This is a genomic window from Serratia plymuthica (genome assembly GCF_018336935.1).
GTDB lineage: Bacteria > Pseudomonadota > Gammaproteobacteria > Enterobacterales > Enterobacteriaceae > Serratia > Serratia plymuthica_B.
The window spans coordinates 5,146,775-5,169,168 of the sequence record NZ_CP068771.1 but is presented as its reverse complement, the minus strand read 5'-3'; the positions used below and the strand labels follow the sequence as shown (position 1 = coordinate 5,169,168).

The following is a 22,394-nucleotide window of genomic DNA, read 5'->3' as shown; positions in this document are numbered from 1 at the left end:
GGCCCTGTTTATCGCCACGGCCGCCTTCGGGCGGCTTTTTTATGCCGTTGAAAGCTGCTCGGCTACCCATTGCCGCAGCAGACGGCGCGAAATCTTGATGCCGCCGGCTTTCAGCTCGTCGGGTAAAGTAAACAGCGACGTCGGGCGCTGGAAGTTGGCCAGCTTGCCCTGTGACCACGTCAACAACTCATCCAGCGAGAGGACACCTTTACTGTCGATCACCGCCACCGGCCGCTGTCCAAATTCCGCATCTTCCACCGGCACCACAAACGCCTGCGTGATCTGCGGATGCGTCGTCAGCACGCGTTCAATATCTTCCGGTTGCACGCCTTCCCCTCCGCTGAAAAACAGGTTATCCATTCGTCCGATAATCCGCAGTTCCCCTTCGGCCATCACGCCGCGATCGCGAGTATGAAACCAGCCTTGCTCATCGGCCAGCGGCTGCAAAGCGCCGCGATGCCAGTAACCCAACGCCAGGCTCTGCGCGCGGATCCACACTTCCTCATCCACCAGCCGAATTTCACGGCCGGCCAACGGCAACCCGACGCCCGGCCGTGTATCGGCGCGCTTGGCGCACACCGTAGAGGCCAGCTCTGTCAGACCATAGCCGCACCAGCAACGAATACCCGCCGCCTCAGCCTGTTCGGTCAGCGAAACCGGGATCATCGCGCCGCCCAGCAACACCTCTTTCAGCGTCAGATCGCCCAGCGGTTGCGCCAACAGCCGCCACAGCTGCGTCGGCACCAGCGAGGCATGAGTACAGCCCGCCAACGCATCGGCCAAGGGGGACATCTCACGCACCGCCAGCGTGGCACCCGCAGCCAGCCAGCGCCAGACAATGCCCTGGCCGGAGACGTGAAACAGCGGCAGGGAAAGCAACCAACGATCCTGCGGCTGAAAATCCATCAGCCTCAGCACCCCTTCCGCGCTGGCTAAATGCCCGGCGCAGTTATGCCCGGCGGCCTTTGGCATACCGCTGGAGCCGGAGGTCAGCGTCAGCGTCGCCAGCCGCTGCGGATCCCAGGCCGGCAAAGTCAGCCTGCGCGGTTCGATAGAGGGCTGGGTCAACGGAATAAGGGCGACCGGCAACGCGGGCAAAGGGTCCGGGCTGAAGACAAACGCCATATCCAGTTCAGGCAACAACCTTTCCAACAAAGAAACAGGCAATGCCGGATTCAACGGCAACAGCCGCGCACCGCACTGCAGCAACGCCAGATAGGCCAGCAGCAGCGGATAGCTGTTCTTGCCGTGCAACACGACACCGCTGCCGGGTTCAACACCCTGATACTGAAAATCGGCCGCCAGATCATCCACCTGGCGTTGCAGCTCCTGCCAGTCAATCGGTTTTCGCCCGACAATCACCGCCGTCGCCTGCGGTTGCCGCTGCGCCCAATGTCGCCACGGCCAGTCGTTCAACTGCGCCATAGGCATTCCATCGCTTGCAGATCCCGCAACGGCAGGCAACTGCCCGGCCAATGCCGCAGCAGCTGCGCCTGCATCAAATCGAGCGTATCCAGCCCGGGGACGGTAGCCGGCGTCAGCCAGTGCGCGATGCGCGCCAGTTGGGTCAGCCCCAGACTGGATTCGAGGCTGGAACTGATCACCGCCGTCAGCCCTGCCGCATGGGCCTGCTCCACCAGGGCCCGGCAGCGGCTCAGGCTGCCGACCAGCGTGGGTTTGATCACTATCGCCGCCACGCCCGGTTCAGCCTGCACCACAAAATCCGCCTCGCGCACGCTCTCGTCCCAGGCGATGGCAATGCCGGTCGCCAAAGCGAAATCCCGCGATTCGTCACGGGTTTTGCAGGGTTCTTCGAGAAAAGCGATGCGATCGCGCAGCGCCGGGTTGACGTATTTGGCGAAACCTTCGGCTTTGGCACGGGTCCAGCTGCGGTTGGCGTCCAGCCGCAGGCGCAAATCCGGCAGCGCTTCCAGCAGCACGTTAACGATCATGCCGTCACGCACCGCCTCATACAGCCCGACCTTCACCTTGGCGACCTTCTCGCCCGGCAGCGCACTCAATACCGCGAACAGCTCATCGGGATCGCCGGTGCACAGCGGGGCTTTGCGGTAATCGGCCTGCTGCGGCAGGCGCCGTTCCAGCTCGGCCAGCGCACAGCTGGCGCCGAACGCTACCGAAGGCAGCGGGCTGTCGGCCGGCATCTGCCCCGCCTGCCAGCCCTGTAGCCAGGCCAGCGTTGCCTGTTCGGCTTCGGCCAGCGTTTCCTGGCTGAACTCCGGCAGCGGCGCAATCTCGCCCCAGCCTTCCTGCTCGCCCTGCTGCAGATGAATCAGCAGGCCATCACGGGTTTTCAACCGCTGGTTACGCAGCACCACTCCCGCCTCCATCGGCAGACAGTAACGGTAAACCGCGGCGTTGCGGATCGGCGCGTTCATTACGGGTTACGCTTGAATTTGCTGAAGTCCGGCTGGCGCTTTTCGTTAAACGCGTTGCGCCCTTCCTGGCCTTCGTCGGTCATGTAGAACAGCATGGTGGCGTTACCCGCCAACTCTTGCAGGCCTGCCTGACCGTCGCAGTCGGCATTCAATGCCGCTTTCAGGCAGCGCAGCGCCATCGGGCTGTTCTGCAGCATCTCGCGGCACCAGCGCACGGTTTCTTTTTCCAGGTCCGCCAGCGGCACTACGGTGTTGACCAGGCCCATATCCAGCGCGGCGGCGGCGTCATACTGGCGGCACAGGAACCAAATCTCGCGCGCTTTCTTCTGGCCGACGATGCGCGCCATGTAAGAGGCACCCCAGCCGCCGTCGAACGAACCGACTTTCGGGCCGGTCTGGCCAAAGATGGCGTTGTCCGCCGCAATGGTCAGATCGCACATCATGTGCAGCACGTGGCCACCGCCGATCGAATAACCGGCCACCATCGCCACCACCGGCTTCGGGCAGGTGCGGATCTGGCGCTGGAAGTCGAGTACGTTCAGGTGATGCACGCCGCTGTCGTCCTGATAGCCGCCGTAGTCGCCGCGCACTTTCTGATCGCCGCCGGAACAGAAAGCCTTGTCGCCGGCGCCGGTGAGGATAATGGTGCCGATGCCGTCGTCATAGCGGGCATTGGCCAGCGCTTCCATCATCTCTTTCACCGTATGCGGCCGGAACGCGTTGCGTACCTGCGGGCGGTTGATGGTGATTTTGGCGATGCCGTCGGCGGATTTGTGATACAGAATATCCTCGAAATCACCAGAGCAATCCTGCCAGTCGATGGCGGCATACAGTAGTTCTTCATTCGGATAAAGCATGTTCGGTTCCTTAACCAGGGTTAACGAGAAAGGCTTGAAGTTCGGCGACGAAATCCTGCGGGTTAGCCAGGTGCGCATTGTGCCCGGCCTGCGGCACGGTGCGTAACGGCAGCCCGGCGTCGCGCGCCAAACGTTGAAATTTGGGGTCATTTTCACCGCACAGCACCATCAGCGGCACGGTCAATTGCCGCAACTGCGGCGCCAGATAAGGCTGTTGGCCGAGCGAAGTGGCTTGCAGCATGTCGGCCACCGCCGGGCCGCTGTTGTCGGATCGCGCGGCAATCAGCGCATCGCGATGTACACTGCTGAGTTCGGTAAATACCGGCTGCTGATACCAGTCCGCCAACACCTCGGCAATCGGCTGGTGGCGGAATCGTTCTGCCCAGGCGGCATCCTGCGCACGGCGATGGCTGCGCTGTTCTTCGCTGTCCAGCCCCGGATTGCCCCCCTCGACAATCACGCCCAACAGGCCGTCGGTTTGACCATGGCAAGCGTGATACATGGCGATGCGCCCGCCCAGCGAATAGCCCACCAGCCAATAACGTTCGATGTTATGCATCTGCAGAGTGGCGCTGATTTGCGCGCTGATATCGTCAAAACCGCGGCACGCCACGGCAACCGAGTCGCCGTGGCCGGGCAGATCGATGGCCAGCGACGGCCACTCCGGGCAGCGCGCGGCGATGACCCGCCACTCATTGTTGTTGCCCAGCAGGCCGTGCAGCCAAATCAGCCAAGGGCGGTCCGGTTCGCCCCGTTGTAAAATACGTGTCGCCAGCATCATTCCACCGCCATTTGTTGCACCAGGTGCCGCAATGTCTCGGCGCCGTCGCTCGGCGGCACCTGCAGCTCAATCAATGTAGCGCCGCCGTGGCGCCAACCTTGTTCAACCGCCTGCCGCAGTTGCCCCCAGTTTTCCGGCCGCGCATAGTTCAGTTGGAACATCGCTGCGGCATGGCTGAAATCCACGTCCTGCGGCATGCAGTAGAAACGCTGGCGATCTTCTTCCGGCGTCGGCAACAGTGAAAAAATCTGGCCGCCGTTGTTATTCACCACAATCAGCACCGTGGGCGCAGAACACTGCCGCAGCAGCGCCAGCGCATTCAGATCGTAAAGTGCGGAGAGATCCCCCACCACCGCCAGCGTCGGTTTGGCCGTTGCCCGTTGTACGCCTGCTGCGGTAGAGATCAGGCCGTCGATGCCGCTGGCGCCGCGATTGCTGAACACGGGATAACCGGCCGGCAATCGGGTCAAGGCGTCAATCAACCGCACAATCAGGCTGTTGCCGAGGAACAGTTGGCCATTTTCCGTCAGTAACTCCGGCAGGCGGTGCGCCAACTGCGCCTCGCCAAAACGGTTCACCAGATAGCCGGAGACGGCGTCCAGAGCGCGATCGGCCAGCGGCGCCAGTTCTTCAGCCCAGGGGGAACGCGGCTGTGCCGGATGCAGCTCGAGCCATTGCGCCACGCCGGAGCGGATGCGGCGGCCACGGTGATGCGCCGGGTCGAGCCGGCCCGGCAACTCATCGATCAGCCAATACTCCTGCGGCCGGCACTGCTCCTGCCATTGCAACAGGCGTTTGCCGGTCAGGCTGCTGCCAAATTGCACCACCAGCTGCGCGTCTTGCAGGATGCGCTGCGCCTGAGGCTGAGCCAGCCATAAATCGGCGCAGGGCAGCGGCTGCCCGGTCTGGGACAGCACGTCGCCAATCAGCGGCCAGCCAAGCGTTGCGGCCCATTGCGCCAACTGTTCGCCCTCTTGCGCGCCCATGCGCCCGGCCACCACCACGCCGCGTTTTTGCCTCCAGGAGAACCAATCGGGCTGTTTCAGCACCCCATGGGGATCCATTTCCCGCAGCCAGGGCTGGCTGCTTTGCCACCAGTCGCCGAGCGCCGCCGACCAGTCGGCGTAATGTTGTTCATCGCCGCCGTACAGCGGTTCGGCAAACGGGCAGTTGATATGCAAAGCGCCGTGCTGCAAGCGCGCCATGGCGCTGTCGACGGTGGATGCCAGCCAACTGGCGGGAATATCCGGCGTCGGGCGCGGCAGTTCGATGCTCAGCGCCGGATGGCTGGAATAAAGGCCGGTTTGGCGGATCGCCTGATTGGCGCCGCAGTTGATCAGTTCCGGCGGCCGATCGGCGGTGAGAAACACCAGCCGTTCGCCGGTCAGCCCGGCTTCAATCAGCGAAGGATAGAGATTGGCAGCGGCGGTGCCGGAAGTGACGATCACCGCCACCGGCTCCCGCGACGCCTTCGCCAGGCCAAGCGCCAGATGGCCCAGCCCGCGTTCATCAAAATGGGTATGACAGACAAAAGACCTGTTAGCCGCCGCAGCCAGTGTCAACGGCGTCGAGCGCGATCCCGGCGCGATGCAAACATGACGCACGCCATGCCGCGCCAGCGCTTCCAGCAACAACGCCGCCCAACGGCGATTAAAAACACTTGTCGACATAATTCGCTCACAAGTCGGTTAACAGAATCAGCCTTCGGCACCCGCTATTCAGCGGCATGCCAAAAATTATGTTCTGTATTATATGAATAGTTATTCCTACGACTTTTGCGCCAGCGCAAAAACGCCGTATATCCCTGTGACTTTTTGGCAGTCAATTTCTTGATTTAATACAAAAAACAAACACACACATCACAAACGCCTTACATTTCACGCGATTGCCGCTCGATAAATCCAGGAAATAAGTAGGGATAATCAACCCGCGTAGCCGGGCTGCAACAACGTCCTCAGCCCGGCGGCCTTGTTTTCGACTTCCTGCCACTCTTCAGCGGCATCGGAACCGGCCACGATACCGGCGCCGGCGTAGAGCCTTAACTCCTTCCCCTCTAACTGCGCGCAGCGCAGCGCAACACAAAACTCACTGAGGGAAGAGGAAAGATAGCCTGCCGATCCGGCATACCAGCCGCGGGAGAAAGGTTCATGTTGCAGGATAAACTCGCGGGCCGCCTGACGCGGCAACCCGGCTACCGCCGCCGTCGGTTGCAGCCGCTGCAGGCAATCGGCGTCGTCGGCATGATTGAGCTGCCCTTCGATACGGCGCCGCAAATGCTGCACCTTACGCAAGCGCACCACCTCCGGCGGCAGCACGTCCAGCGAACCGGCCCCCCCTTGCAGACGCTGGCAGATATCGTCTACCACCAGCAGGTTCTCATGCCGGTTTTTAGCGTCGCCCTGCAACCACTGCGCCAGCGCCTGCGCACGCTGTTGATCGGGATGATTGGCTACGGTGCCCGCCAGCGCTTCGGTCAGCAGTTGCAGGCCATTTCGCCGGTACAGCCTTTCCGGGCTGGAACCGAGAAATGCGCAATGCGCATCAAATCTCAGCATAAAGTGGTAGCACCGGTGATTCACCCTACGGCTGGCGTCCATCATCGCCGGCGCGGACAGCGGGCCATCCAGCGTCAGCAAGGTGCTGCGCGCCAACACCACCTTCTCCATCTGTTGCCGCTCGATCGCTTGCAGCGCTTCGTGCAACATAATTTCCCACCCGGCACGTTCCGGTTGATGCCGTACCTTGCCCACCTCAGCCTTTAATGGCGCGATTGGGCGCGCAGCCACCACCTTTTCCAACCAGCGACCGGCTGCATCCGCATCGTCACGCAGCGAACTGTCAGAAAACAGATTAAGCGTTAGCTGGGCTTCGCCTTCGCGGTTCAGAATTTCCAGGCGCGGCAAAAATAAATGCGCCGTGCCGTCAAAGGCATTCAGCCCCCATATGCGCGCGCCCTGATGCGCCCTGATAAATGCCTGCGCCTGTTCCGGCTGCGTAAACAGACGTAGCGCGCCACAGCTCGCCGCCTCTTCGTGGCCGTCGCGATGAAGCCAGTAAAACTGCGGGAATGCCGGCTGCGCTGCCAACCATTCCAGTAAGGTGGCGGCCAGCGATGCGGGCACGGGAAGTGAAATCTGGCGGAAACCGCCCCCAACGGAAATAGGGGTTTCAAGCTGCCGGCGCAATCGCCTCAGCACCCCCGAAAGTTGTTCCACGGCCACCTCAATAACCAAACTTAATGTAGGGAATTATACGGTAAATCAAGGCTGAACGGCGGAAAAATAGCGGTGTTAAGTCAAAGTTCACGCGCAAAAATTGTTTATTAAATCTAAACAATCAGCTCAAAAAACGGCCGACCGGGCATTCTGCGACTATACTGAGAAAGCATGTTCCTGCCTGCTACGAACCCACGCCAGATCTGCCCGGCGTTAAAAACAGGATGTTCACGATCTCCCGGCGGTTTTACCGGCTGTCCTTTGGGTCAGATGTAAGGAGCTTTTGTGTGAAAGAAATACTAATCAATTGGTTAAAAAAACAACGGAAAAATGCAAAAATAAATCCGTTGCCGCTGCGGCGTAATAAAAACGCCCCCGAGACCAACGGAGGCACCATCAAGGCAGAATTGTTTTCTGTCGATCAAATGGAACGCTATGGCCAGCGCCTGGCGCGCTCGCACAAGCTGGCAACGCGCAAGACACCGTATTTTCTGCTGAAGCGGTTGGACGAAAACGAACGCATACTGGCGGAAAGCTGCCACCAGTTAAGCAGCGGCAAGAAATCCAGCATGACCCCCGCCGGCGAATGGCTGCTCGATAACTACTATCTGATCGAAGAACAAATTCGCGTCGTGCGTCACCATTTGCCGAAAACCTTTGGCCGCGGTCTGCCGCAGTTGGCAGCCCCCTATAACTGCCCGCGAATCTATGACGTGGCGGCCGAAGCCATTGCGCACGGCGATGGCCGCTGGGACGCCGAAAGCCTCACGCGGTATATCGCCGCCTATCAAAAAGAAGTCAATCTGACGATGGGCGAGCTCTGGGCGCTGCCCGGCATGTTGCGCCTGGCGCTGATCGAGAATCTGCGGCGCGTTAGCGTTGAAGTGGCGCAAGCGCAAAGCGAGCGCAATCTGGCCGACAGCTGGGTGACCAAAATGCTGGAATCGGCGGAAAACGATCCGGCCAACCTGATCGTGGTGATTGCCGACATGGCGCGCTCCAATCCCCCGCGCTCCAGCGCCTTTGTCGCCGAGCTGGTCCGTCGTTTACAGGGCCACGGCACCATGCTGGCGTTGCCGCTCACCTGGGTTGAACAGCGTTTGGCAGAGGTCAGCCTGAGCTCGGCTGAATTGATCCACCGCTTTAACCAGCAGTTGGCCGTCAGCCAACTGTCGGTCAGCAACAGCATTTCCGGCCTGCGCCAGCTCAGCGAAATGGACTGGGCAGAATTTGTCGAAACCATGAGCCAGGTCGATCAGACCCTGCGCGACGATCCGGCGGGGGTTTACCCCTTGATGCACTTCGACACCCGCGACCACTACCGCCACGTGATCGAAATGCTGGCGCGTCACTGCTCGCGCAATGAAGTGCAGGTCGCCCAGCACGTACTGAATATGGCGCGGGTGGCGGCCGAAGATCCGTCCAGCGATCCACGCCGCAACCACGTTGGCTACTACCTGGTTGACGATGGTCGACCGGAGCTGGAACAACAGCTTGAGGTTCGGCTCGGGCGCATTACCCGCTTGCGCCATGCGTTAAATCAGGCGCCGCTGCTTTCCTGGCTAGGCAGCCTGAGTCTGATCACCACCGCCTGCTGCGCGGAGTTGCTGCGCCATGCCTACAGCACCGGCATCAGTTGGGGGCTGGCGCTGCTGTTCTTCCCGATGGCGGCGGTGGTCAGCCAGTTCGTGCTCAACCTGCTTAGCGAGATAACCACCCGCAGCCGCATGCCGCAACCTCTGCCGAGGCTCGATTTCTCCTGCGGCATTCCCGCCGAATTCCGCACTCTGGTGGTGATACCGACGCTGCTCGACAGCAAAAGCGGCGTCGATAAGCTGATCAACGCGCTTGAGGTCTATTATCTGGGCAACGCAATGAAACATCTGCACTTTGCCCTGCTCACCGACTTCAACGATGCGCCGCAAAAGCAGCACGCGGACGATGCCCGTCTGCTGGCCTATGCCTGCCAGCAAATGGAAGCCCTTAACGGCCGCTATCCCTGTGAAGGCCCCAGCCACTTTTTCCTGTTTCACCGCGATCGCGAGTGGAATGAAAAACAGGGCGTATGGATGGGGCTGGAGCGCAAACGCGGCAAGCTGAATGCGCTGAACGACTGGCTGCGTAACCGTGGCAACGCCTTCTGCACCCAGATTGGCGCCGGCCTGGAAGTGCTGAAAAACGTGAAATACGTCATCACCCTCGACAGCGATACCGTATTGCCGCGCGAAAGCGCCCACCAGTTGATCGCCGCCATGGCGCACCCGCTTAATCGGCCGCAGTACGACGCGCGTCAACAGCGGGTGGTAGAGGGCTACGCCATCTTGCAACCGCGCATGGCGGAGGAAATACCGGCTTACGGCCAGGGCCGCTACGCCGCTCTGTGCAGCAGCACGCCGGGCAACGATCCCTATACGTTGATGGCCTCGGACATTTACCAGGATCTGTTTGGCGAAGGATCCTTTATCGGCAAGGGCATCTACGATGTCGATGTGTTCTCGCACAGCCTCAAAGGCACCTGCCCACCGAATCTGGTGTTGAGCCACGATCTGCTGGAAGGCTGCTACGCCCGCTCCGGCCTGCTGAGCGACGTATTGTTGTACGAACAGTATCCCAGCAACTATCTGGTGGACGTCGAGCGCCGCACGCGCTGGATCCGCGGCGATTGGCAACTGCTCAACTGGCTGCTGCCACGGGTAAAAACCGAAGACGGCACCCGCACCGCCAACCCATTGAGCACCCTGTCACGCTGGAAGCTGTTCGATAACCTGCGCCGCAGCCTGACGTCGCCCAGCCTGTTGCTGCTGCTGTTTTGCGGTCTTGTCTGGCTGCCGAACACCCGTTACTGGCTGGCGTTCTTTGCCATCATCCTGCTGTTGCCTACCCTGGTGGCACTGGCGCAGGATGTTGTCCGCAAACCGCCCCGCAGGCCCTTCCTGCAACACCTGCAGTTGGCGATGAACGGTGCGCTGCATCGGCTGGCGCAGGTCGGGCTGCGGCTGGCGACGCTGCCGCATGAAGCGCTGTACAGCCTGAAAGCCATCGCCATTACCCTTTGGCGGCTGCTGATCAGCAAACGCAACCTGCAAGAGTGGACCAGCTACGCTCAATCCAACGCCCGTCAGCAGGTGACTCCGCAAAACTTTTATCGGACGATGTGGATCAACCCGGCAGCCGGCGTGGCGCTGTTGCTGTTGCTGTTTAGCTTCCTGTATAACCCGATGGCGCTGTTTATCACGCTGCCCTTCGCCACCCTGTGGTGCCTGGCCCCGTTCCTGCTGTGTTATCTCAGCCACCAGCCGCAGCGCAGTAAAACCGCGCTCGACGATGAACAGCGCCGCTTCCTGCGTCACACCAGCCGCCAAACCTGGGACTTTTTCAATACCTTCGTCAATCAGCAGGAAAACTGGCTGCCGCCGGATAACTATCAGGAGATACCGGAACCCGTGGTGGCGCATCGCACTTCGCCGACCAATATCGGGTTGTCGTTGCTGGCTAACCTCACCGCTTACGATTTCGGCTACCTGACGCTCAGCGAAGCGCTGCGGCGCATTGAGCTGACGCTTAACACGCTGGACCGCATGGAACACTATCGCGGCCACCTGTACAACTGGTACGACACCCGTACTTTAGAGCCGCTGAACCCGCGCTATATCTCCAGCGTGGACAGCGGCAATCTCGCCGGCCACCTGCTGACGCTCAGCGCCGGCCTGCCCGCGCTGGCCCACCGGCCGGTCATCAGCCCGCAATTGGTGCTGGCCGGGCTTGGCGACTGCCTACAACTGCTGGAACAGCACTGGGGGGACGCCGCCCACAAAAACCTGCCGAAGCTGCGCAACCATTTTGAACTGGCGTTAAATAGCCATCCCACTGCGCTGCAGGCCGAGCTGAACGCCATGCGCAACTACAGCAACGGGTTGCAGGAACCGGCGCTGAATCACGACGAAGAAACCAAACGCTGGGCCGGCGCGCTGCATCAGCAACTCAACGAACTCTGCGCGGAATGGGCGCTGTGGTTCGGCTGGCTGAGCGACAGCGTATCCGAGTTGGAGCCGGCGCCAAGCCTGCACTGGCTGGCCAATCCGCCGGCACAGCTGATGCTGACGGCAGAGCAGCAAAGCCAGCTTGAGGCCGCCGGCGCATTGGCTCAGGAACGGCTGACGCAATTGTATCGCCTCCAGCATCGGCTGGAAAAAATGGCGCAGATGGACTTCAACTTCCTGTATGACGAATCGACCCATTTCCTGTCCGTCGGCTTTAACTGCGATCAAAACCGGATGGACAGCAGTAAATACGATCTGCTGGCATCGGAAATCCGCCTGACCAACTACGTCGCCATCGCCACTAACCAGGTGCCTCAGCGCAGTTGGTTTGCGCTCGGCAGACTGTTTACCCTGATCGAAAATGAGCCGGCGCTGATGTCGTGGAGCGGCTCGATGTTTGAATACCTGATGCCGCAGTTGGTGATGCCGGCCTACCCCGACACTCTGCTGGTGCAAATGTGCCGCGCCGCAGTGGAACGGCAAATCGCCTGGGGCAAGGAGCGCGGCGTGCCCTGGGGCATCTCCGAATCCGGCTATTTCGGCTTCGATGCCGATCAAAATTACCAGTATCACGCCTTTGGCGTGCCGGGGCTGGGCCTGCGTCGCGGGCTGGGTGACGATATGGTGGTCGCGCCATACGCGACGGTGATGGCGCTGATTGTCGATCCGCATGCCGCTTGCAGCAACCTCGTCGCCCTGGAAAAAAATGGCGCCAAAGGCCGCTACGGTTTTTACGAGGCTCTGGATTACACCACCGCGCGCCTCAGCCGCGGTCAGCTGTACGTGATCATCCGCTCCTATATGGCGCACCATCAGGGCATGAGCTTCCTCGCCCTGTCCCATCTGCTGCTGGATGCCCCTATGGTGTCGCGCTTCGCCGATTATCCCGCCTTCCAGTCGACGCGCTTGCTGCTGCAAGAACGGGTGCCGGATGCGGTTGAGCTATACAGCACACGTCGTCACTTCGAAACGCATGAGGGCACCATTACTCCGGCCAGGTTCATTGCGCGTGAGTTCAACCGGGTGGATTCGCCGATCCCGGAAGTGCAGTTATTGTCGAACGCCAATTACCACCTGATGCTGACCCAGGCCGGCGGCAGCTACAGCCGCTGGCAAAATCTGGCCCTGACCCGCTGGCGTGAAGATGCCACCTGCGACAACTGGGGCGCCTTCTGTTACCTGCGCGATCCGCAAACCGGTGAGGTATGGAGCAACACCTGGCAACCGATCGGCGGCCCAGCCAAGGGTTACAGCGCGGTGTTCAACGATGCCGGCGCCGAATATCAGCGCAGCCAGGGCTTGCTGTCGGTCAAAACGCAGGTTGTGGTGTCGCCGGAAGACGATATCGAGCTGCGGCGCATCACTCTGGTAAACCGCGGTAAACAGCCGCGCACCCTCGAAATCACCAGCTATGCGGAAGTGGTGCTGGCGCCGGCCGGCAACGATCTGGCTCACCCGGCGTTCAGCAATTTGTTCGTTCAGACCGAACTGCTGCCGGATCAAGACGCCATTTTGTGTCACCGCCGCCCGCGCGAACCAAAAGAGAAATGTCCGTGGTTGCTGCATATGATGACGGTACAGGGCCGATCCAGCCAGACCTCGTTCGAAACCGATCGCGCCAAATTTATCGGCCGTGGCCGCACCCCGGCCAACCCGCAGGCGCTGTATCAAAATACGCCGTTGACCAACAGCGCCGGGCCTGTCATCGATCCGATCATCGCCATCCGCCAGCGCGTGGTGCTGGAGCCCAACGTGCCGCTGACGCTGGATATTTTCTACGGTGTTTGCGAAGACCGCGTCAGCAGCCTGGCCATGCTGGAAAAATACCGCGATCGCCACCTGGCGGACCGCGTGTTTGAACTGGCCTGGTCGCACAGCCAGGTGGTGCTGCGTCAGCTGAACGCCAATGAGGAAGATGCCAACCTGTTCAATCGCCTGGCGAGCGCCGTGGTGTTCCCGGCGCAGGAAATGCGCGCCGCCAGCAGCGAAATCATCCAAAATCGCCGCGGCCAGTCGGGACTGTGGGGGCATTCTATCTCAGGCGATCTGCCGATCGTTTTGTTGACGGTGACCGATGGCGAGAACATCGGGCTGGTGCAACAGCTGATTCAGGCGCACAACTACTGGCGGCTGAAAGGGCTGCCGGTGGATCTGGTGATCCTCAACGAGGACGCCGGCGGCTACCGTCAGGAGCTGCAAAACCAGATAATGGGCCTGATCGCCGCAGGTATGGAATCAACCCAGACCGATAAACCGGGCGGCATTTTCGTACGTACCAGCGAGCATATGTCACCGGAGGATCACCGCCTGCTGCTCAGCGTGGCGCGTATTTACCTCGACGATCGGCGTGGCGGATTAAATGAACAGCTAAACCAACGGCTGCAACTGCCGCAGATCCAGCAGCAGCCGCTGTCGCCGGTAACCGCCTCGTCGAAACTGGCGACGGTGAACAATCTGCCGCGCAACCTGCATTCGCCGCAGTTGCCCGCCATCGACGCGCTGCAGTTCTATAACGGCCTCGGCGGCTTCTCGGAGGATGGCCGTGAATATGTGATCGCCATGAACGAGAGCAAGATCACCCCTGCGCCCTGGTCAAACGTCATGGCCAACCCGATGTTCGGCTCGGTTGTCTCGGAAAGCGGCCAGGCCTACACCTGGTACGAAAACGCCCACGAATACCGCCTTACGCCCTGGGAGAACGATCCCATTTGCGACCGCAGCGGCGAAGCTTTCTATCTGCGCGACGAAGAGAACGGCCACTTCTGGTCACCCACGCCGCTGCCCGCCCGGGGGCGCGGCCACTATCTGGCACGCCACGGCTTCGGTTACAGCGTGTTCGACCATCGCGAAAGCGGCATTGACAGCCAGTTCACCGTATTGGTCGCCAAAGAGGCGCCGGTGAAACTGTTCCTGCTGACGCTGACCAACACCTCCGGGCGCACGCGCAACCTATCGGCTACCGGTTACGTGGAGTTTATCCTCGGCGATCTGCGGCAAAAAACGGCCATGCACATCGTCACGCAGGCGGCGACGCCCGAAAGCGGATGCGGTGTTCTGGCCACCAACCACTACGGCGGCAGCGGCTCGGAACGAACCGCTTTCTTCGGCGTCTCCGGCGCGCATTGTTCAATCAGCGGCGATCGGCGCGAATTCATTGGCCGCAACGGCTCGCTGACCCGCCCGGCGGTGCTGAAGCTGCGGCGCTTATCCGGCAAAGTGGGCGCCGGCATGGATCCCTGCGGTGCCGTGCAGTCGGCGATCAGCCTGATCGATGGCGATCAGCGCAGCTTCGTGTTCGCCCTCGGCCTGGGGCAAAATGCCGATGAGGCCGAAGCGCTGCTGCAAAAATACCTGCAAGAAGAGCCACTGCAAAATGAGTTGCTGCAGGTGACGGCGCATTGGGGCGACATTCTCAACAAAGTGCAGATCGGCACGCCGCAGCCGGCGGTCGATCTGCTGGCCAACGGCTGGCTGCTGTACCAGACCCTCTCCTGCCGCATTCAGGCGCGCAGCGGCTACTACCAATCCGGCGGCGCCTTTGGCTTCCGCGATCAACTGCAGGATACGCTGGCGCTGACCCACGCCGCCCCCGAGCGCCTGCGCCAACAGATCCTGCTGTGCGCATCGCGCCAGTTTGTCGAAGGCGATGTGCAGCACTGGTGGCATCCTCCACAGGGAAATGGCGTTCGCACGCTCTGTTCGGATGATTATCTGTGGTTACCCTTGGCGATTTGCCACTACCTGGACGCCACCGACGATAAAACCATTCTGGAAGAACAGGTCGGCTATCTGGAGGCGCGCAAGCTGGCGCCAGGCGAGGAATCGTCCTACGAACAGCCGGCGCTGAGCGCGACGCAGGAAACCCTGTATCAGCACGGCGTGCGCGCATTGAAACACGGGCTGAACTTCGGCGAGCATGGCCTGCCGCTGATGGGTGCCGGGGACTGGAACGACGGCATGAATATGGTAGGCCTGGAGGGGCGCGGCGAAAGCGTGTGGCTGGGCTTCTTCCTGTTCCATATTCTGCAACGCTATGGCGAACTGGCGACCGCCCGCAACGACAAGGCGCTGGCGACGCTGTGCCGCCAACAGGCCGCCACCCTGCGCGACAATCTGCGTGACCACGCCTGGGACGGCGAATGGTATCGCCGGGGTTACTTTGACAGCGGGGAGCCGCTGGGCTCCCATGAGTCGGCAGAGTGTCGCATCGATGCCATCGCCCAAAGTTGGTCGGTGCTGTCCGGCGCCGGGGATAAACCGCGCAGCCTACAGGCGATGCAGTCGCTGGATAAACACCTGGTCGACAATCAGGCCGGCCTGATCAAACTGCTGACGCCGCCGTTCGACGGCAACGGCCCGAACCCGGGTTACATTCGCGGCTATCTGCCCGGCGTACGCGAGAACGGCGGCCAATATACCCACGGTGCGGTCTGGGCGGTGATGGCCTTCGCCGAAATGGGCAATATCGAACGCGCCTGGGAACTGATGGCGCTGATTAACCCGATCAACCACAGCCTGGATAGTACCGCCGCCGAACGTTACAAGGTCGAGCCTTACGTGGTCACCGCCGATATCTACGCGGTGGCGCCGCATGTCGGCCGCGGCGGCTGGAGTTGGTATACCGGCTCCGCCGGCTGGATGTACAGGTTAATCGTCGAATCCCTGCTGGGGGTGAAACGCCGCGGCGATCGGCTGACCGTCAATACCCGGCTGCCCGCAGACTGGCCGCAGGTAACGCTTAACTACCGCGAAGGCGGCAGCGAGTATCGGTTGAGGATCCGTCAGGGTCAGGGCGAGGCGCTGGTCACTGTGGACGGTGAAAAACAGCCTGAGGCGGCGATAACGCTGGTTGACGATGGGAAGATCCATCAGGTGGAGGTCACGTTGGGGCAGTAAACTTCGGGGCGCGGCGATTGCCGCGCCTAACTTCAACAGGCCGTTATTTGCGCGCCAGCAACAGGCCCAGCACCAAACCGACCGTGGCGCCAATGCCAACGCTGTGCCAGGGTTTTTCGCGCACGTAGCCGTCGGTGCGGCAAACGGCATCCTTGGCCCGCGCATAGTAGGATTCGGTGGTGTCAGTCAGCCGCGACTTTACCTCGCTCAGCGCCTGTTCCGCGTGGGCCTTGATATCGATATAGGCCTGATCGGCGCGATCGCCGGAGTATTTCAACACTTCTTCCAGCGTGTCACTCAGCATTCTCAGATCGTCATCCAGCGTGGTTTGATCCGCATCCGTATTTCTCGCCATGTTAAATTCTCCGTGGTTAAAAAATTAAACGGTTCTTAACTATAGACAAGGATCGCCGGTCCACGCCATCAGACTATTGGCTAAAATCAGAACACCAATTGCACCTTGGCAGCCAGGCTCTTGTCACCGGCAAACTCCAGCGCCTGCGCCAGTTGCCGGTTATCGAACTCGGCAGAAAGCAGCGGCAGCGGATCGACTGTCCCTTCGGCCAGCCAGGCCACCGCCAACGAGAATTCCTCAACAAAACGAAACGATCCCAGCAGGTTCAGCTCTTTGGCAATCAGCAGCATCAGCGGGAAATCCGGGAAACTGCCGCCCATGCCCACCTGCACCACCGTCCCTTTGGCGCGGGTGATTTCCAGACAGCGCTGTAAAGACGACGGATGGCCGGAAACCTCAAAAGCGATATCAAAATAACCTTTGTCCTGCAGATAACCGCTGAAATCGTCGTCGGCGGCGTGCAAACGGACGTCGGCCCCCATTTCCCCGGCAATATCCAGGCAACGCGGGCTAAGATCGGCGCAGACAATTTCGCCGGCACCCAGCGCCTTCAGCGCCGCTACCAGTAAGCAACCTATCGGGCCGACACCGGACACGAACACCTTTTTCCCTTTGACTTCACCGGGCTGCCTGGCGGCGTGGATCGCCACCGCCAAGGGTTCGGCAAACACCATCACCTTTTCGTCGCGATCGGCGCCGAACGCAATGCACTGCGCGCTATCGACCACCTTGTACTGGGTGAAAGCGCCGTCAACATGCGGGAAATACATAGCGCTGCCGAAAAAACGCATTTGGGTACATTGGTTTTGCTGATTCGCCAGACAATATTTGCACTGCCCGCATGGCTTGCTGGGGTTCAGCGCCACTTTCTGGCCCGGTGTCAGCAGCGCCGAATCGCTGGCCACCACTTCGCCGATCACCTCATGGCCAAGCACCATCGGCTGACGCACCTGAAAACTGCCGACCTTACCTTCCTGATAATAATGCAGATCTGAACCGCAGATTCCGCCACGGGTGATTTTCACCAGCGTGCCGGTGCCCTGATATTCCACCTCCTGCTCCACCACCGCCACGTCATATTTGCCGTTGACCACACAGGACCGGGTTTGAATTTTCATCATGATTTTCCGTTGAACAGACCGTTATACCGCAGCGGACATGCCGCCATCGACAAACAGCAAATGGCCATTAACAAAGTCCGACGCTTTGGACGACAAAAACACCGCCGCGCCAATCAGCTCCTGCGGATCGCCCCAGCGTGCGGCCGGGGTGCGTTTGGTCAGCCAGGCGGTAAACTCCGGATTATCCACCAGCGCCTGAGTCATTTCGGTTTTGAAATAGCCCGGCGCGATGCCGTTGACCTGAATGTTGTAACGCGCCAGCTCCACGCACATGCCACGCGTCAGCATTTTCACCGCCCCCTTGGAGGCGGCATAGGGCGTAATGGTGTCGCGCCCCAGCTCACTCTGCATCGAGCCGATGTTGATAATTTTGCCGCTTTGGCGCTGCACCATATGGCGCGCCACGGTTTGCGACACCATAAATACCGCTTTCTGATTGACGGCGATAATATCGTCCCAGTCTTTTTCCGGGAATTCGGTAAAGGGATGGCGCCGCTGGATACCGGCGTTATTAATCAACACATCGATCCCGCCCATTTCCGCCTCTATTTGCTCAATGGCGGCATGAATGGCCTGCGAGTCGGTCACGTCAAAAGGGGCTGCATCGGCACTGAAGCCTTCACGCCGCAGAACATCCACCGCGCGCTGCGCGTTTTCCCGGCTGGTGGCGTTGACCAAAATGTGCGCACCGTACTGCGCCAGCCCGCGCGCCAGCAGAAAACCAATGCCCCGTGACGCGCCGGTAATCAGTATTTTTTTATTATCCAGCGAAAATAAGTTATTCATATGGTTCCCCGATCCCTATCATTCAGTTAGAACACAGGTGCCTATCTCACCGGATTGCCGCCGGCAAAAATGTGAGCTGCATCACTTAAAATCATGTTACTAAAAGCTGTTACCTTTAACGTGACCCCACGCATTCGCACAGGCCAAACCATCGACATATTTCATTGATAAATAGGATTTTTATACTTTATAACGTCGATTGTTATCGCCAAATCGATTTGCTAACATGGGCTTATCCGCGATTTTTCCGCCCCACCCTGTTAAGGCCCCAGAATGAAGAACCAACGCGTTACGCTGCAAGATATCGCGCTGCTCGCCGGTGTGACCAAAATGACCGTCAGCCGCTATCTGCGTACGCCGGAAAAGGTGGCGGCCGATACCGCCGCGCGCATCGCCGAAGTGATGAAAGAGGTGAACTTCACCGACACGGATGAAGCGCGTTCGAACCAAAAACCGCGCATCGGCGTGTTAGTCCCCTCGTTCAACAACCAGATCTTTGCCGATCTGCTGGCCGGCATCGAATCCGTCGCTCTGGATCAGGGTTATCAAACGCTGGTGGTGAACTATGACTACAGCCGCGAGCGGGAGGAAGAGCACATCGTCCAGTTGCTGGCCTACCCGATCGCCGGGCTGATCCTTACCGATTCGCAACACACTCTGCGGGCGGAAAAGTACCTGACGGCGGCAAAAATCCCGGTGGCGCAGGTGATGGATCTGGAAGGGCCGGCAGGGCGAATTGCCGTGGGGTTCGATAACTATCAGGCGGGTTATGACATGACCGAAGCGCTGCTTGCCAGCGGCAAACGCCAGGTGGTCTATTTCGGCGCCATGTCCGATGCGCGCGACTTGAAACGTTTTCAGGGCTATTGCCGGGCGATGGAAAATCAGGGGCTGACCCCGCGGCAAATCACGCCGCATCGGGTTTCATCGGTCTCGGTCGGCTCCGATATGCTGGCGATGGCGCGTCGGCTTTATCCTGATCTGGACGGCATACTGTGCACTAACGACGATCTGGCGGTGGGCGTGTTGCAGGAGTGCCTGCGGCTCGGGTTGAATGTCCCGCAGGACATCGCACTGTCAGGCTTTCACGGTCTGGATATCGGTAAAGCCACCACGCCGGGCATCGCCAGCGTGATTACCCCCCGATTTGATATCGGCAAGGTAGCCACCGAGATCCTGCTAAAGCGCATAAAAGGGGTGCCGTGCATTGAGCGCGTTGACCTGCACTACCGCATTTCACTCGGCGGCACTATTTGAATGCCCGGCAGCCACGTCAGGTATTTTCGCCTTATCGCTGCGCGCCGCCAGCCACAGTCCGCTGTTTTTCATCGCGTAACCAAACACCAGCCCTACCAATAAAGATGCCGTCACCAGCGGCCAGTCGCCCCCGCCGGCAAAGGTAGCGCAAGCGCCGATAAAGGTGCCGGGCACGAACCCCAGCCACTGCTGTTTTGCCTGAATACACATCAGGAAGGCCACTATACCGGTCAGCAGGTAGCCCAGCATGCTCCAGCCTGGCGCCAGCTCGCTGCCGTGAATGATCGCCATCGCCCAAAACACCCCGCTACAGCTGGTCAGGACGCTAATCAACAACCCTTTCAAACCACCCTGTGGGCAGGCGAAATAAGCGGTGCAACCGAGAAAGCCGGCCCAGCCGATCAACCCCAGGCTGACGGCAACCCATCCCCAGACCCCGGACAGAATTCCGGTAGTGACGGCAATGGCGAAAATAACGTTCATAAATCGACCCGGCAGAAAAGAAAGCGCGCAGTGTACTCGAAAACCGGTAAATTTATGTGATTAGTGTCACATAAAATATGTAATATGAGAAATGGAAATTACAGATTTGCAGGGTTTGTCACAAAAAAAACCAGCGCGGCAAGCGCGCTGGAAATGACACACAACAACACCAGGGAAATCGTTCGCCACATTGCGTGGCTAAAGTATTCTTTCTTACCCCCTATGAATATCAAGTTGCAACCAATCATGTTGCGGCTTGATAAGCGGCGGGTATCAGCGCGGGAAGCCCGCGCGGGTCACCATGAAGCTCAGAATCAAGCACACCAGGGCACTGACCACAAATAACAGGTTGACCGCCAAATGCAGGCTGGCATGGTCGATCACGACCCCCAGCAGGATGGGTACCCAGTTGGCGATATAAGCAATAACGTAAAACAGCGAAATCAGTCTTGCATGGCTGGCCTTCGGTGAAATCAGGTTCACCAGCGTGGCGCTGCCGACAAAAATCGCACCGTAAGCATAACCGGCAATCACCATCCCTGCGGCCGCCAGGCCCAGCGAGTGGATCTGGATCGCCTCGGCGAACACCACCACCGACAGCGCCTGCGCCAGGCAACCAAACATCAGCGAGTGCCGCGCATTAATGCGGCGACTGAGGATTTGGCTGATGCCGGCAATCACCAGGTAAACGGCGATCACGTAACCGTAAACGCCACGGCTGTGCATGCCCAGCAGCTTTTCCGAGACGCTCGGGCCAATCGCCAGAATACTGGCGGCGACTGCCCAGCAGATGAACAACGCACCGGCGCACAGGAAGAACTTGCCGCCCGTGGCGCGCAGGCCATCACCTAACGAACTCTTTTCCGGTGCGGCAGCCACCGGCGCTCCGCTTACCGGCGCCACCACCACTTCACCCGGCCATTTCAGCATCACGCCCAGAGCCGCTACCGCCGCCACCGCCATGATGATAATGAAGGGCAATGAGGTGGTATGGAATCCGGTTTGCAGCGCCACGCCGCTGAAAATCGGCCCCAATGCCAAGCCTAGGGTAAACGACAGCGTAGCGATCAGCGCCGCATTTTTACCGCCGTCTTTCGGCCCAAAACGCACCAGCGCAATGTTGGCCGCCCCGGTCAGCGCACCTGTCCCAATCCCGGCCAGCAACCGCGCCATAAACATCATCAAAAACGAATTGGCCATCGAAAACAGCAGCGCGCCGGCCAAAACCACCAGCAGCGCCGGCACAATCATGCTGCGCAAGTCTTTCACCTTGCCGGCCATGTTGCCGACGCCAAACAGTGAAATCAGCACGCCTGCAGCATAAGCGCCATAAATAATCGTCAGGCTGACCGAACTTAAACCCAATTCATGTTGATAAAGCGGATAAAGCGGCGTTGGCGCGCTGCTATTGAGCAACGCAGACATTAATGCCAAGGCTAAAAATAGCAGAATGGCAAAATGCGACGTGCCCGAATTCGTTTTAGCTGCTTGATTGGCAGCGACACCTTCAGACATTTTTCTCTCCCGAAACAAGCTGGATAAACATACTGTCCTGAAAACCAAACTCAATCAGGAAACGCGTTCATCATACCGTTTGGGTATAACGGCAAGAATAGCCAAGAATGCATCACAGTGATTCATTAATGCATGAGCGGAGAAAATATGGCCGTTTTAACGTAGCACGCAAACCGCCTGCCGGCGTGGCCAAATACCGCAAATGCCTAATACCAAACCATAGACGGCATGGTTGACCAGGCTGGCCACCAGCAGACCGGGGCCGCTCGCGGCGCTGCCGAAAAAACCTAATCCAACCGAGGGATAAATCAAGCATAACGATATAAGCGAACAAACCAGGCCATAAATAACGGCCCGGCACAAGGCACCGCGGCGCGGGTGATAAACGGAAAAGATAAAATAATAAAAAAGCAGCGCCAGAACGATGCCTGCAAAATAATGCGCACCGTAGCCCAATAATAATGCGTACGGCACCTGAGGAATATCGCCGGGCCGCAGGAAAAGAAATTGCCCCTGCCCCCACTGATTAACCAAATTGCCGATAAAAACCAGATTCAGCTTACCGATAATCCCGGCGGACGAGGCAATAAAATTTACCAGGTCCATGCCGAGTGTCGCCACAATGCCAAACAGTCCATAACGCGCCAGTTCCCTGGCAGGGCACAAGTCCATTAGCCCTCTCCTTTGTTTAT

General features: G+C 59.7%; 14 protein-coding genes. 2 read left to right on the top strand and 12 right to left on the bottom strand.

Annotation, left to right across the window (positions count from 1 at the left end):
• Positions 1-39: 39 nt before the first annotated feature.
• The 6 genes from menE to menF form a co-directional block, all read right to left on the bottom strand.
• Positions 40-1,425, bottom strand: a complete 1,386-nt coding sequence (gene menE / locus JK621_RS23980) for an o-succinylbenzoate--CoA ligase (protein WP_212557936.1) — start codon at positions 1,423-1,425, stop codon at positions 40-42.
• Entirely contained in the window at positions 1,413-2,396 is a 984-nt protein-coding gene (menC, locus tag JK621_RS23975; RefSeq protein ID WP_212557935.1) for an o-succinylbenzoate synthase, read from the bottom strand. Before menC ends, menE begins: the two co-directional genes overlap by 13 nt.
• Complete coding sequence (gene menB, locus JK621_RS23970; RefSeq protein ID WP_013813872.1) at positions 2,396-3,253, bottom strand: 1,4-dihydroxy-2-naphthoyl-CoA synthase; 858 nt, start codon at positions 3,251-3,253, stop codon at positions 2,396-2,398. Before menB ends, menC begins: the two co-directional genes overlap by 1 nt.
• A 10-nt stretch (positions 3,254-3,263) precedes the next feature.
• Positions 3,264-4,034: a 2-succinyl-6-hydroxy-2,4-cyclohexadiene-1-carboxylate synthase gene (gene menH / locus JK621_RS23965; protein ID WP_212557934.1), complete on the bottom strand. Its 771-nt coding sequence runs from the start codon at positions 4,032-4,034 to the stop codon at positions 3,264-3,266.
• A complete protein-coding gene (gene menD, locus JK621_RS23960) occupies positions 4,031-5,704 on the bottom strand; it encodes a 2-succinyl-5-enolpyruvyl-6-hydroxy-3-cyclohexene-1-carboxylic-acid synthase (protein WP_212557933.1) in 1,674 nt (557 codons plus the stop codon). The genes menH and menD overlap by 4 nt, the downstream gene beginning before the upstream one ends.
• 252 nt (positions 5,705-5,956) lie before the next feature.
• Positions 5,957-7,249, bottom strand: coding sequence for an isochorismate synthase MenF (menF, locus tag JK621_RS23955; protein ID WP_212557932.1), 1,293 nt, complete (start codon positions 7,247-7,249; stop codon positions 5,957-5,959).
• A 287-nt stretch (positions 7,250-7,536) separates the two neighbouring features.
• Here menF and JK621_RS23950 point away from each other — a divergent pair, with 287 nt between their 5' ends.
• Positions 7,537-16,185, top strand: coding sequence for a GH36-type glycosyl hydrolase domain-containing protein (locus tag JK621_RS23950; RefSeq protein ID WP_212557931.1), 8,649 nt, complete (start codon positions 7,537-7,539; stop codon positions 16,183-16,185).
• A gap of 43 nt (positions 16,186-16,228) precedes the next feature.
• On the opposite strand, the gene elaB is transcribed toward JK621_RS23950, so the two are convergent.
• From elaB to idnO, 3 genes are all read right to left on the bottom strand, one after another.
• On the bottom strand, positions 16,229-16,540 hold the full coding sequence (elaB, locus tag JK621_RS23945; RefSeq protein ID WP_004947209.1) for a stress response protein ElaB: 312 nt from the start codon (positions 16,538-16,540) through the stop codon (positions 16,229-16,231).
• Positions 16,541-16,626: 86 nt separating this feature from the next.
• Positions 16,627-17,658: an L-idonate 5-dehydrogenase gene (gene idnD, locus JK621_RS23940; protein ID WP_212560281.1), complete on the bottom strand. Its 1,032-nt coding sequence runs from the start codon at positions 17,656-17,658 to the stop codon at positions 16,627-16,629.
• Between the two features lie 24 nt (positions 17,659-17,682).
• Complete coding sequence (idnO, locus tag JK621_RS23935; protein ID WP_212557930.1) at positions 17,683-18,447, bottom strand: gluconate 5-dehydrogenase; 765 nt, start codon at positions 18,445-18,447, stop codon at positions 17,683-17,685.
• Between the two features lie 273 nt (positions 18,448-18,720).
• Between idnO and JK621_RS23930 the strand changes: the two genes are divergently transcribed.
• Positions 18,721-19,704 (top strand): LacI family DNA-binding transcriptional regulator, encoded by a 984-nt coding sequence (locus JK621_RS23930; protein ID WP_212557929.1) that lies wholly within the window; start codon positions 18,721-18,723, stop codon positions 19,702-19,704.
• Here the strand turns inward: JK621_RS23930 and JK621_RS23925 are convergent.
• The 3 genes from JK621_RS23925 to JK621_RS23915 form a co-directional block, all read right to left on the bottom strand.
• Positions 19,684-20,187: a DUF1097 domain-containing protein gene (locus JK621_RS23925; RefSeq protein ID WP_212557928.1), complete on the bottom strand. Its 504-nt coding sequence runs from the start codon at positions 20,185-20,187 to the stop codon at positions 19,684-19,686. The genes JK621_RS23930 and JK621_RS23925 overlap by 21 nt on opposite strands.
• A 273-nt stretch (positions 20,188-20,460) precedes the next feature.
• Positions 20,461-21,702 carry an MFS transporter gene (locus tag JK621_RS23920; protein ID WP_212557927.1) on the bottom strand — a complete coding sequence of 414 codons (1,242 nt, stop codon included), beginning with the start codon at positions 21,700-21,702 and terminating at the stop codon, positions 20,461-20,463.
• Between the two features lie 156 nt (positions 21,703-21,858).
• On the bottom strand, positions 21,859-22,374 hold the full coding sequence (locus JK621_RS23915; RefSeq protein WP_212557926.1) for a DUF6789 family protein: 516 nt from the start codon (positions 22,372-22,374) through the stop codon (positions 21,859-21,861).
• Positions 22,375-22,394 lie beyond the last annotated feature (20 nt).